Here is a 14,169-nt window from a genome sequence, read left to right on the forward strand (position 1 = left end):
CCAAAGAGGTCTTAAATGAATAAATGTTTCTATATTACTACTCCAATATATTATGTCAACGCTGAACCCCATATTGGACATGCTTATTCCACTATTTTGGCAGATTTTCTTAATAGATTCTATCAAATGTTGGACTACACTTCGTATTTTTTAACTGGTACTGATGAACATGGCACCAAGATATTGGAGGCAGCCATACACAATAATTGCAGCGCTCAAGAATATGCGGACAGGATCAGCCAACTCTTTAGGCAGACATGGACTGATATGGATATCAGGTTTGATGATTTTATCAGAACAACAGAGGAGAGACACAAAAGGGTTGTACACCTGATACTACAGAGGATCTATGATAACGGAGATATCTATTTTGGGAGTTATGGTGGGGATTATTGTGTCGGTTGTGAAAGATTTATTGCTGCAAAGGATATTATTGATGGGAAGTGCCCTGAACACAATAAGGAGTTAGAGTACATTGAAGAGAATAATTACTTTTTCAAAATGAGCAGATATCAGGACTGGCTTGTTAATCATATAAAAAATACACCTGGTTTCATTAGACCTGAGAGGTATAAGAATGAGGTTTTATCTATTATAGAGGGAGATATTCTTGAGGATCTATGTATCTCCAGACCCAGATCACGCCTTGAATGGGGCATTCCCCTTCCATTTGATGATAATTATGTAACCTATGTGTGGTCTGACGCGCTGATAAACTATATAAGCGCGATTGGATATCCTGATGATGATAGATTCAGGAAATACTGGCCAGTTTCACAACATATAATTGCTAAGGATATCCTCAAACCTCATGGTATATTCTGGCCTACAATGCTTAAAGCAGCGGGTATTGAGCCATACAAACATCTCAATGTGCATGGTTACTGGAATATGGATGAGGCCAAGATGTCGAAAAGCCTTGGCAATGTGGTGAATCCAAAGGAATTAATAAAAAAATATGGAAATGATCAGATAAGGTATTTCTTCTTAAGGGAAATGACCTTTGGATTGGATGCCAAATTTTCTGAAGAGGCGATTATTAATAGAATCAACTATGATCTGGCCAACGACCTGGGCAACCTGATAAAAAGAACATTTAATATGATAGAAAAATATTTTAATAACCGAATACCTCCCTTTTGTCCCCAATATCCTATGGGCAGGATTCAATTGTCAGAAAATCTGAAGAGTTCAATGAAGGAATATATTAAGAATGTTGAAAAATTTCAATTTAGCATTGGGCTTGAGAGGCTCTGGGAGTTTGTCAGATCCTTAAACAAATATATTGATGAGAATAAGCCGTGGGAATTGGCCAAGGATGAGAAGAGATCTGCCCTCTCTTCAACACTCCGAAACTTGCTAGAATCTATTCACAGCATCTCTATATTGCTATCGCCTGTATGTATAAACATCTCCCCAAAGATTATCGACGCCCTGAATGCAAAAAATGCTAATAGAGACATAAATGAAATTATATCATTGAACCTACTTGAAGATAACCAGGAGATAAAGGATATTGGTGTCCTCTTCCCCCGACATATTAAAGAAAAAAAAGAGAATGTTTCAGATGTTAATGAAGGCCTAATTGATATAAGCGATTTTGAAAAAGTTGACATCAGAGTGGCAAAGATTCTCGAGGCCTCTAAAATCGAGGGATCAGATAATCTGCTTCAGCTAAAGGTTGATTCAGGCCATGACACAAGAACAATAATTGCAGGTATAGCAAAATTTTACTTGCCAGAAAATCTTATTGACAAAAAAATACTACTCGTCGCTAATCTGAAGGTCGCTACCATCTTTAAACGCAAATCCTATGGTATGCTTTTAGCGGCCAGGAATAAAAAGGATAAAAAACCGATACTAATAGAAATTGATGAAAAAATCCCTGTTGGTGCGAGATTATCATAGATTCAATTACTTTCTTTAAAAAATTTCCTTCTTAATACAGCAACAGAGTAGAGGGAGCAATAAAATGAAAATAGGACTTATATCCGACACACACAACAACATAGACATAACTAAAAGGGCTGTTGAAGTCTTTAAAGAAAGAAACGTTGATATGGTAATTCATGGGGGTGATCTGACCTCTCCAAGGATGATAGACCTTTTCAAGGAGTTGAGTTGTATATTTATTCTTGGCAATGGAGATTTTGAAGTTGAATTGATAAACAAAAAATCCAGGAATCTTGGATTTGCCGCAGCTCAATACTCTTGTGATCTTAAACTAGATAATAAACGATTATTTGCGATGCATGGAAATGATGCCAAAACAATTAAAGACGTTATTCGATCAGGCGAATATGATTATATAATTAAAGGTCATACGCATTGTTATGAAAATTACATATCCAACAATACAAGGGTAATTAATCCTGGCTCATTACAGGATGGAAAAGAAAATTTCATTGCTATTCTAAACACTGGGGATGATGAGGTAGATAAGATTAGAATCGAGGTTTAACATCTATCTAAAATCTCCATTATCCTATCAAAATCATCCAGCGAATAATAACTTATCTCTATTCGTCCTCCCTCGCCAATGTGTTTTATCTCCACCTTAGTCCCAAGAATAGAAATAAGTCTATCCTCCAAAATTTTAATATGCGGGTCCTTAGATATTGATTTCCTGTTAGATCTATTCTTCTCACCCTTTTCATTCTCCACTATTCTTTCAACATCCCTTACGGATAACTTGTTTCTAATTATCTCATTGCAGAGTGGGATCTGTCTCTTTGCAGATACAGATAGTAAAACCTTTGCATGACCAATACTGATTTTTCCATCTGAGATAGCCTGTTGAATCTCATCTGGGAGGTTCAACAACCTCAGGATATTCGCAATCGTAGCCCTTTCCTTTCCCACCCTTGTGGCTATATCCTGCTGTTTCAAATTAAACCTATCAATTAAGACTCTGTAAGCTCTTGCCTCCTCAATGGGATCTAAATCCTTCCTCTGTATATTCTCAATCAAGGCAATAGTAAGGTTTTTCTCCTCCTCAGCATGGATAATAATTGATCTAATCTTATCTAAACACGCCAGCTTAGCGGCTCTGAGTCTTCTCTCTCCAGCAACAACATAGTAATCCTCTTCATTCTTCCTGACTATAATTGGTTGTATAATTCCAAAAGACTCTATGGATTCAGCCAAACCCCTTATCTCATCCTCATCAAAGTATGTTCTGGGTTGATCAGGATTAGGTTTAATTATATCAATAGGAATATCTACAATTCTATCCCCTTCATGGAGTATATTCTCCTCAAATTCATCAACGATCGTGGTTGAACTGGATATTATCGCTCCGAGTCCCTTTCCCAAAACCCTTTTAGCCATTTCTTAATACCTCTTCAGCAAGTCTCTCATAACTTTGACTACCTACGCTCTTTCTATCATAATGACCTATCGGTTTACCGAATGATGGGGCTTCAGAGAGTTTAACATTCCTCGGAACAATTGTATTCAAAACCTTATCTCTGAAATGCTTCCTAACATCTGAGACAACCTGTTGTGAAAGATTGGTTCGCGAATCATACATAGTAAGGATTACGCCTTCTAACCTAAGCTTTTTATTCAAATTCTCCTGCACAATTGCAATAACCTTCAATAACTGACCCAATCCCTCAAGGGCATAGTATTCACACTGCAAAGGGATAAGAACTGAATCAGCTGCGACAAGACTGTTGATTGTTAAGATACCTAAAGAGGGCGGACAATCTATAAAAAAGATATCAAAGTCATGCTTTATCCTACTTATTGCCCTTTTTAAAATGAACTCACGATTCTTTTCATTTAAAAGTTCAATCTGTGCTCCTGAAAGATCTATATTTGAGGGAATAATATAGAGATTTTCTATTCCACTCTTTACTATGGCATCTTCTATTTGAACCTGCCCTATCAATACATCATAAATAGTGGTATCTAACTCTTTGGTGTTAATTCCAAGCCCATAACCAGCATTTGCTTGAGGATCGATGTCAATAATCAATACCCTCTGACCCTTCTCAGCCAGAAAGGCTGAAAGATTTATTGATGTCGTCGTCTTCCCCACACCACCCTTTTGATTTGAAACAGATATTACCCTACCCATTTATTATCCTTGTTGAAGTCAATTACACCTATCCTGATTTAATCATCATCAATACAGCTCATATATGGGAAAATTTCTTCCAGTATACCCCTTCTTTTACGGAAAAAAGGGACCCAATAGGATTGGACCTCTCCCCAAATAGGCAAATTGACATCCGTCTCTTATACCTTTGGTTATGTATTAAATGCTATTAACACAATATAAGATAGGATTGCAACTATTTTTGTCTTATTCTTCCGTGAAATTTTCTAGGAGCAACCATCTTCTCAATCCTATAAATAATAAATATAACTACACAGACAAGAAGTGCTAAAAGCCCCTTTTGGTAATATGGTAGGAATCGTGAACCCCTAGCTGATAGAATTCCATAAGCTCCGGATTCAATTTTGGTGGAGGGGTATACCTTCAGGATGTGATAACCTTCTAATTCAGCATCTATATTCAAATAGAATTCCCCTTCAGAGGGATCTAAAGAAATTATTAACCTATCATCCATATCAAAAAGATCAACCTGGAAGAGACCCGCCCTGGAGTCAAAATAGATAGTGTTCTTTCCCCTTGATAAATAAATTCTGTAGGTCCTACTGCTCTCCCATCCCCTAACGGAATCGACAATTGAACTGCTGACATCCTGTTCCCATTTGTCAGCTATATCTATTAAGTTACTAAGTATATGCCTGTATGAAATTCTGTAGATCATATACCTCAACAACTCTCTATTGTATCCCTTATTATGATAACTGGTATACAGGGCCTCTCCCTCTCCCCTCTTAAGGATTGAGATGATTGGACCAAATTTAATACCCTTTGGTGTCTCAAAGGAGCCTTCAGCAACAACCTCCGCCTCTTTAACAGACTTAACTGCAATCCATCCCTGATGAAACATATAAAGGGCTAATTTTTCATTCCTGCAAAAGCAATATAACTCATCCTTTAGCTCAAGGGTTACCCTACCAGCCATTCCCATATTCGGAAAGTCATCGAAAAATTCAAAGGGTTTTAAAGAACCCTGAAGAAATTCATATGAATAACCAGAGAAATACCCCACCCCCCCATCATGAATAAAAGATTTAATATTATTACAAATTTTTTCTCTATTTACTTCAGAAATGTCGTTTTTCAATAAAACTGCCTGAACCTTAGTCCCTCTTGAAAGAATATTCACGTTAGTCTCGATTGGCTTATACATCCCACAGGGAAAAAAAATTGCCCTATATTTATTATATATCTCCTCATTCTCAAGATCATGACATTTTATCAAATGATATGGAATTCCATATCTTCTTAAAGCCCTCTCAACCCTATCAAATTTACCTTTAACTACCGCAATCCCTTTGATATCATTTGTAGCAAAAAGTTTATTTAGGGGAAAAAATAACAGAAGGTGGGAAATAATAATTAAATAATGTAACAATTTCACGATCGGTTATATATTAATCTCCTTTATCTTTCTTAAAATCTCTCTCCTCTCATCAAGCCTTGATAAGATGCCTTCATCAATACATTCATTGGCAAGCTGATATGAAAAAGCGATTATGTGAATAATGATGCCTCCCTTCAAAGAATTGCTAAGCACGCTCTTTCCTATAAGTTGATCCGAGAGCAGGCGCATATCCTTTAATCCTATTACACGACAATCAGAAAAAGGGATAGGTCGATCCCCCTCAACCCCTTCCCTCTCCGCTACTTTTACATCCATTGGCGTTCGTATAAGATCAGTATTTGATATTTCACTACCCTTCTCTTTCCATCGTCTGTGTATATCATATAACCTCTGCAACTCAGCTCCAATATTAAAGAAGAGATCCCCTATAAGCAATATTAACCTTTCAACCTGAGCCATTGAAGGGATTTTCCCCTTTAGAATTTTTAAAACCTCTTCCCTGCCTACTGCCATCCTGGGATTATTGCTTCTAAATAAGTGCATCTCCCCTAAAAGTTCAGAAAGCCGCTTCATCTCATTTGAAAAATATTGAGCATTAAAGATCATTCCTTCATGATGATTCTGATCCTTATCCTCGAAAGTAATAATTGATCCATTAAAAAAGGGGACAAAGGAATTATTAAAAAAATTTATACATTCATCAAGAAAGGTAAGAAAATCCCTCTCATAAACAACACTATAATCCTTCTGTTTCCTATTATCAATTTTCCACTGATCCTCAAAGGCCCGATAAAGAATATTCTGACCCTCAATTTTTAATTTAATGAGTGAATGAAGTTCATTATAGGGGATCAACTCCTCCTTAAGCTTTCCAATATGCCTTTCCTTTCTGGATTCCTCATCTTTACCAACTGTCTTTAAAAAATCAATACTATAATCCCAAACCTCACCATTTATTTGCGGTGCGGTAATATTAAAATAGTCTGTAATATCTTTGATTTCAACATCCTTCAGGAAGATAAGCGCCTCAATCAATATAATCAATAACTCAGATAAAGAGCTAATCCCATATCTTAAACGAAGCTGATTTGATAAAACACTCTCTGAATCAATTCTTGTGGGTAAAAAAGATCGTAAAATCATCATATACTCATAAATCTTCTTCTCCTTATCAAGATTTCTCTTCTCCTTTTCCCTCTTCAAACTCTCAGAATCAGTTTGATCAATCTTCTCCTTCAATAAATCATCTGACAATCTCAATTTATTCTCAACAAGCAGAATAATCTGTTCCTTTGTCTCGATATCTATCGTTAAAAAAGAAAAAAAATGTACGATATAACTCTTTAACTCCAATTCAAATGAGCGCCTATCCATCCACTTCAATTCATCAAAACTGTACTTGACAATAGGGGTTTCCATCATCCATCTTCTAAATATCCGCAAATAATTAAAATGTGTAGCATCCTCGATTGATTTGTCCTTGAGAATCTCCATTAAAATAGCAGGCAATCTGGATAATATCATTTCCTGATAAGATATAATCCACCGAATTATCTTTAACAATCTTCTGTTGGGGATTAATCTCCTCTTTATCCCAATACCCAATCTATTATTTGTACGAATAAGATACCTCTTCCTAAATATTTTGAGTTTTTTATACCTCCAATAAATATCCTTGATAAATTGATTAGTATCTAAGGGATCAGATTTATTCACGTCAGAAGAAGCAGTATCCTGTCTATATTCACCCCTTGGGGATTTAGTATCCATTCTATCACTACCCTTACTACTCTTTGATTTATCATCACAAGACTTAATAAGATCTACAATGGCGCTATATCTCTCACCCGAGGGTATCGTCGTGTTCTTGATTAAAGACCGTACTATCTCCATTTTATCAGATGGGATATCCTTACTCGCAAGAAGAGCCTTTGCCCTCCTCTCTATCTTCTCATTTTCCTTATCACTTAACATATTTATATCCATAATTATGAATATTCAGGCACCATCTTATTATACCCTCAAAAGCCCATAGTGTAGGTATTACAGAACACTTAAAGAGCCTGAATCATACTATAGGGTTCTTTTCATCCCTTTTATGTGGAAATTGTATCCAAATTTGAAACTTTAATCCCTAAAGGTGGTCATATGCAGCCCAAAGGTACCGACTAAAATCAATTTATTATAACAAATACCATGACTATGTCCATTAGTTTTTACTATACGCACAACAGAATTATGTCAGTTTACAATTTCTCAATTACACATCCTTTTAATTAAAAAAAGATAGAACTTAACCATAGTGCTGATAATCCAATAATAACAGGCATTATATCAAGGGAATAATCAATAAAAGATAAAATGAGTTGACTAGGTTATACCACTGATCTTCTAATATAATTAAGTCTAATCAACATTAACAGGAGAGAATATGCCTGAGGTTGGGATAATTCTTGGTAGCGATTCTGATTTGCCAAAGATAAAAAGGAGCTTTGAGTTGCTGGATGAATTTAGTGTTAGTTACGAAATCACTATCTCATCTGCGCATAGAACACCGGATAGAACTAAAAAATGGGTTGAATCTGCAGAGGAACGAGGTATTAGGGTAATAATCGCTGCTGCTGGAGGTGCAGCTCACCTACCTGGCGTTGTCGCAGCTCATACGATCCTCCCAGTAATTGGCATTCCAATAGAGACGAAGATAGCAGGCGGTATGGATTCAATCCTATCAATACTCCAAATGCCTTCAGGCATACCGGTTGCTACTATGCCATCTGGCAAGGCGGGGGGAGAGAATGCTGCACTATTAGCCATAAGCATTCTTGCGTTGATCAATGATCAATACAACTCAAAACTAATAGAATTTAGGAGACGGATGAAGCAAAGGATTAACGATAAAAATGACAGATTGAACTCAATCGGCTATAGAGAATATCTCAGGGACACAGAGGGGGGAAATGAACGAAAATAGGATTGAGAATATTTCCACAGATAGAGTTCTCATCCTCGATTTTGGCTCACAGTATACACAGCTAATAGCGAGAAGGATCAGGGAATTGGGAGTATATGCTGAGATAGTACCCTATCTACATTCAACTGATTTAATCAAAGATGATAAGCCGGGTGCTATTATTCTTTCAGGAGGGCCATCCTCCCTCTATGAAAGGGATGCCCCACAGATAAAAGATGATATATTCAGGATAGATATACCAATACTGGGAATATGTTATGGATTTTATACAATTGTTAATGCCTTCAATGGAGGGATAGAGTCATCAAATCATAAAGAATATGGCAGAACCACCATCAAAATTCAGGGGAAATCCGCTCTGTTCAATGGGCTGAATAAAAATGAGATCGTCTGGATGAGTCATGGCGACAGGGTTGTAGCCATTCCGAAAGAATTTAATGTTATTGCACAATCAGATAATTCCATGATCGCAGCCATTGAGAATAATAAAAAACGAATATATGGAGTTCAATTCCATCCAGAGGTTTTTCATACAGTTCATGGTACAGAGATAATAAAAAACTTCATTCTCACCATATGCGGATTACGCCCTTCCTGGTCGATGAAATCATTTATCTCATCATCCATTAAATCGATAAAGGAAAGGGTAAAGGATGGAAGTGTGTTGTTAGGTCTCTCTGGAGGGGTTGACTCATCAGTGACTGCAATATTACTACAGAAAGCAATTGGGGACAAGCTCACTTGCGTCTTTGTAAATAACGGACTACTTCGTAAAGATGAGCAGAAAATTGTAATCAATAGATTCCAGAAGCACCTTAAATTAAATTTAATATGTGTTGATGCGTCAAAAAGATTCCTATCTAAGCTAAAGGGAGTAGAAGACCCTGAAAAGAAGAGGAGAATAATAGGTAGGGAGTTCGTAAAGGTATTTATTAAGGAGGCAAAAAAGATCGGGAAATTCGACTTTCTGGCTCAAGGGACCCTCTATCCTGATGTAATCGAGTCGGTTTCAACAAAGGGACCTTCGGATACAATTAAAAGCCATCATAATAGGGCACCTGATATACTTAAACTTATTAAAAATGGAAAGGTAATTGAACCCCTGAAGGATCTCTTTAAGGATGAGGTGAGAATTCTCGGGAAAGAGCTTAAGATGCCAGATGAGCTAATATATAGACAACCCTTTCCAGGACCTGGCCTTGCTATTCGAATTATAGGAGAGGTTAATCAAAGAAGAATATCAATACTACAGGAGGCTGATGATATACTGGTTGAAGAGATAAAGGGGGCGGATCTCTATGATAAACTATGGCAATCCTTTGCCGTCCTGTTGCCTGTAAGGTCTGTTGGAGTTATGGGGGATAGGAGAACATATGACAACGTAATTGCCCTAAGATGTGTCACATCCGTTGATGCAATGACCGCTGACTGGGCATTCCTTCCTGAAGAATTGCTTCAGAGGATATCTAATAGAATTATAAATGAGGTACACGGGATAAACAGGGTGGTTTACGATATCTCTTCAAAACCCCCAAGCACAATCGAGTGGGAATAATGGATGTTGCGATATTAAATTCCCATTCAAGGATGGGATTGCATCAATACTTGTGGGATCTTCTATCTATACTTAATCTCCCTCTGAATTTCTCTCTCTCCCTCTCTCTTCTGAATGGACTTCCTCTTATCATATTTTGTCTTCCCCTTACCCAAACCAAGTAAAATCTTCACTTTACCATTCTTAAAATACAATTTTATTGGAACCAATGAATACCCCTTCTCTCTAAGCTTTCCTGTTAACCTCTTTATCTCCTGTTTATGGAGCAATAGCTTTCTTTCTCGAATAGGATCATGGTTAAACCTATTGCCAGACTCATATTGAGAGATATTCATCCCAACTATGTAAGCCTCACCCTTGTCAATCCGTGCATAGGCCTGTTTGATGCTGACCTTCCTCTTCCTCATGGATTTCACTTCGGTCCCTAAAAGCACAATTCCTGCCTCAAATGTATCTATTATCTCATATTCAAATCTTGCACTCTTGTTATTTGCTATTTCTATAATCTTATCCTGCATATTGATCTCTAATCTTAATAATGTATACTGCATCTATGCTGTTACTATCAGTTTACAATTCTATTCCACTTCTTGTGTAAACCATATTATTTAGAATCTGCTAGTTTTATGCATCTTTTTTTTCAATTAAGCTTGAAATCTAAAGTATCGAAAATATATTATAGCAATAATATTTCTCTATAATTGAACATTATGCTTTATTTAGCATAATGTTAATATTTTTCAAACCATCAACTTTAAATACACTTTTAGACCCTCCTATGAAAGAGGGTATCTCAACCATCGCTTATTTGAGTATATACGATAAAAACTATAAAATTTGGTTACATGTTGCTACAAATAGAGATTAGCATAATAATAATTGCAATTATAATAAATTTATACTTTTCCTTTACTAATATAATTAACAGATACAGGTTTACAGTAAACAGACTCTTTGCACTGATCTCTTTTCTTGGAGCGATTCTATCTTCGTCCTTTCTCTATATTATTCTCTTTCCTGATTCTGAAAACCTATCCATAGCTGGCAAATCATCCCTGGGTACGCTTTTATTAGTCTGTATTCTGGTCTTCTGTTTAAGTGAGATCTATCCTCGATGGGAAAAAAAAACTTCCGATTGGTTCATCATCCTATCTTTAATCCCTGGCATTGTTGTCTGTCTTCTCACAGTATTCACTGATCTGATTATAGTTGAAATTGGTTATGATGAAAGCTTAAGATATACGCTTGGAATCCTGTTCCCAATCCTTCCTGCCACATTTGGTGTATATTTTATTGGTTCCTATTCTATCCTTCTATATAAATATAAATACCTTGAGAATGAATCATTCAAATATCAGTTATTTCATTTTCTTATGGGGATCAATGTTGGAGCTTTATGCTTTCTTATTCTCACAGTAATATTTCCTCTCTTTTTGAATGTAACTATATTCAGGAATATTGGGATATCACTCTCTAGCATACTATTATTGATAGTGAGTAATTATGCTGTTTCCGATGATAGGTTACTGGATTTTAAACAATTTTACCTGAAATTAGTATATTGGCTGATACTATTGGTAATTATTCTATTCCCAATCTATTCTGGATTGGAATATTATAATTGGCTAATTATAAGTAAATATTCAATACCTCCATTAGGGATTGCAATACTCCTATCTCTCTTCCCTTTTTTATTATTCAGATATATAAGCCCACAGGTTGAAAAGCTGTTGCAAAAAAGGTATAAATCCCTTGAAAGAGCCTTTAATGAATCTCTGGAGGAGATAACAAATATCACAAATCCGAATGATAAGAGAGAGGATTGGGATACAATTTTAAAAAATACCATTAACTCCATCCAGACAAAATTGAAAATTGCAGACGCCTCTCTATATCTATATAATGTTGAGGAGTATAAATTCTCATTGAGTTACGGTTTTGGAGATGCAATCAAAATATATGAAATAAATGAAGATAGTGATTTAGCATTATGTCTAAAAGAGCATAAGATCCTAATTGAAAAATCAATGCTCTTTACAGATGAAACATTGAGTAAATATAAAGAATCTCTTCTAAATATCTTCAATGAAAAAAGCATTCAGATAGCCCTGCCATTATTCAATCATGAAAAAACTCTTATAGCAATCTTATTACTCGGGAGACTACAAAACAGGAAGCCCTATCTAACGGATTTTCTATCCCTATTAGAAACATATAGAATTCAACTCAGCATATCACTGGCAAATTCCATTATTCAAAATGAAATGAAGGTGACACAGATTATAAAACATGATAAGACTGTTGTGACTACTATTAAGAAAAAAATAATTCCAAAGAGATTAAAACAAATAGATGGCATTAGAATCAGTTCCTTTTTTTTAGACAACTCTGAATATGGTGGAGATTATTTTGACTCAGTGAGAATCGCTGCAGATAAATTAGGAATTTTTATGACCAACACCTCAGACACGGGTGTTGATTCTGGGATACTCGCCCTTGAGATCTATTCAGTCCTGCAGACCCAAATGACAAAATACAGCTCACCTGAAAGGTTATTAAACAATATAAACAGGGTAGTATCCTCCTCAAGATTCTCTGATAAATATGCCCAAGCCTCTTATCTGGTTTATTCTTCATCCTCAAATGAATTGAAATTCTCAAATGCAGCCTATAATCCTCTAATCCTACTTGATGTTGATGAGATGAACTTTCAGGAACTCGATGTAGATGGCATCCCTCTAGGGATTGATCTCAACTTTTCATACAGATCCAAGAATTTCAGGGTGAGGCCCAATACAATTGGTGTATCCTATTCCAATGGGATCCTTGCAGCAATAAATAAAAATGGCGAAAATTATTCAATTGAAAGATTAAAAAAAATTATCACCAATAATATTAATGATACCCCTACCATGCTTATAAGAAATATATATTCAGATTTTAGTAATTTTGTTAAAGGAACTGAGTTGCTAAATGACGCAAGCCTAATAATATTTAGAATAGGATAATAACATTTCCTCATCAATCATAACCGCATATGGCAAACAAACAACATTATAATGATTGAACATATATGATGGATTTTAGTGAAACCACAAAAGAACTAATCGCGACTTTAAAAAAATATAATAGCTTGCTTGTTTGTATAAAAGGCTCACCCGATCCGGATGCTATTGCATCATCACTTGCATTAAAAATAATAAGCGACAAACATGGAATTAAAACAGATATCATTGCGTTTACAGAGACCTCCCTGCCACAGAATAAAGCAATAATTGATGAGTTTCATATACCAATACATTTTGAAAAATCAATCTCACATATCCTAAATCACGATGCTTATGCAGTATTAGATCATCAATCTGCATATATTAAGGATATACCATCAACAATCCCCTGCGCAATCCATATCGATCATCATGAAATCGTCAATGATTCAGTAAATGTTGATTTTAAAATCATAATGGAGGAAGTCGGCTCAGTCAGTACAATTATGGCACTATTTTTACATGAGTTAGAGATTGAACTCGATGAATGCCAACTAAAAGCTGTATCAACCGCACTCCTCTATGGAATACAGACAGACACTGATAACCTAAAACATGCAAATGAACTTGATTATGAGGCTATTAAATATCTTTCTCGAAATTCAGATAGTGAAATCATCAATCGTATTACTGGCATTCCCCTTACAAGAAAGATGATCGAATTCCTTGGCGATGCCATCAAGAACAAGTACATCTATAAGGATTGGCTTATTACAGGAATAGGATTTATCGATGAATCCTACAGGGATAATATTGCAATAATTGCAGATTTTCTACTCAACCGGGAGGATGTAACAACCGTAATCGTTTTTGCAGGTATTAGAAAGAATAAAAAAAGGGGATTAACTCTAGATGCTTCAATCAGAACAGAGGATGAAAATATCGATTTAAATGAACTGATAAAAAAAATCTCCTCAGAGGGTGGAGCGAGAAGATATAAGGGTGCCTATCAAATAGATATGGACTATTTCACTAATTGTCCAGATCAAAACCTTCTTTGGACAATAATTAACAATACTACTATTGAGGTGTTTAAAAAACAGAGAGATATCATTTATCTTATAGAATTAAAGGGTTTCTTTAATAAATATAAAAATAGAATCAAAAAATTTATATATGGCAAATAAG

At 35.7% G+C, this 14,169-nt stretch carries 11 protein-coding genes; 6 read left to right on the plus strand and 5 right to left on the minus strand.

What is annotated here, in order from left to right; genetic code table 11:
* Positions 1–15: 15 nt before the first annotated feature.
* Both metG and SVZ03_14040 read left to right on the plus strand, forming a co-directional pair.
* Positions 16–1,908 (plus strand): methionine--tRNA ligase, encoded by a 1,893-nt coding sequence (gene metG / locus SVZ03_14035; GenBank protein MDY6935329.1) that lies wholly within the window; start codon positions 16–18, stop codon positions 1,906–1,908.
* A gap of 64 nt (positions 1,909–1,972) precedes the next feature.
* Positions 1,973–2,461 (plus strand): YfcE family phosphodiesterase, encoded by a 489-nt coding sequence (locus SVZ03_14040; GenBank protein MDY6935330.1) that lies wholly within the window; start codon positions 1,973–1,975, stop codon positions 2,459–2,461.
* On the opposite strand, the gene SVZ03_14045 is transcribed toward SVZ03_14040, so the two are convergent.
* The 4 genes from SVZ03_14045 to SVZ03_14060 form a co-directional block, all read right to left on the minus strand.
* Entirely contained in the window at positions 2,458–3,330 is an 873-nt protein-coding gene (locus SVZ03_14045) for a ParB/RepB/Spo0J family partition protein (protein MDY6935331.1), read from the minus strand. The genes SVZ03_14040 and SVZ03_14045 overlap by 4 nt on opposite strands.
* Entirely contained in the window at positions 3,323–4,084 is a 762-nt protein-coding gene (locus tag SVZ03_14050; GenBank protein ID MDY6935332.1) for an AAA family ATPase, read from the minus strand. The genes SVZ03_14045 and SVZ03_14050 overlap by 8 nt, the downstream gene beginning before the upstream one ends.
* Positions 4,085–4,301: 217 nt before the next feature.
* Positions 4,302–5,345 carry a hypothetical protein gene (locus SVZ03_14055; protein MDY6935333.1) on the minus strand — a complete coding sequence of 348 codons (1,044 nt, stop codon included), beginning with the start codon at positions 5,343–5,345 and terminating at the stop codon, positions 4,302–4,304.
* A 165-nt stretch (positions 5,346–5,510) separates the two neighbouring features.
* Entirely contained in the window at positions 5,511–7,442 is a 1,932-nt protein-coding gene (locus tag SVZ03_14060; GenBank protein MDY6935334.1) for a hypothetical protein, read from the minus strand.
* Between the two features lie 457 nt (positions 7,443–7,899).
* On the opposite strand from SVZ03_14060, the gene purE reads away from it, so the two are divergent.
* Together purE and guaA are read left to right on the plus strand one after the other, a co-directional pair.
* The gene (gene purE, locus SVZ03_14065) at positions 7,900–8,439 is read left to right on the plus strand and encodes a 5-(carboxyamino)imidazole ribonucleotide mutase (GenBank protein ID MDY6935335.1); all 540 of its coding nucleotides are present in this window, start codon (positions 7,900–7,902) and stop codon (positions 8,437–8,439) included.
* A gap of 1 nt (position 8,440) precedes the next feature.
* Positions 8,441–9,994: a glutamine-hydrolyzing GMP synthase gene (gene guaA / locus SVZ03_14070; GenBank protein MDY6935336.1), complete on the plus strand. Its 1,554-nt coding sequence runs from the start codon at positions 8,441–8,443 to the stop codon at positions 9,992–9,994.
* Between the two features lie 62 nt (positions 9,995–10,056).
* Here the strand turns inward: guaA and smpB are convergent, their stop codons facing one another.
* A complete protein-coding gene (smpB, locus tag SVZ03_14075; GenBank protein ID MDY6935337.1) occupies positions 10,057–10,512 on the minus strand; it encodes an SsrA-binding protein SmpB in 456 nt (151 codons plus the stop codon).
* Positions 10,513–10,839: 327 nt separating this feature from the next.
* On the opposite strand from smpB, the gene SVZ03_14080 reads away from it, so the two are divergent.
* Entirely contained in the window at positions 10,840–13,002 is a 2,163-nt protein-coding gene (locus SVZ03_14080; GenBank protein MDY6935338.1) for a SpoIIE family protein phosphatase, read from the plus strand.
* Between the two features lie 65 nt (positions 13,003–13,067).
* The gene (locus SVZ03_14085; GenBank protein MDY6935339.1) at positions 13,068–14,168 is read left to right on the plus strand and encodes a hypothetical protein; all 1,101 of its coding nucleotides are present in this window, start codon (positions 13,068–13,070) and stop codon (positions 14,166–14,168) included.
* Position 14,169 lies beyond the last annotated feature (1 nt).

This window comes from Spirochaetota bacterium (assembly GCA_034190085.1).
In the GTDB taxonomy this organism is placed as follows: domain Bacteria; phylum Spirochaetota; class UBA4802; order UBA4802; family JAFGDQ01; genus JAXHTS01.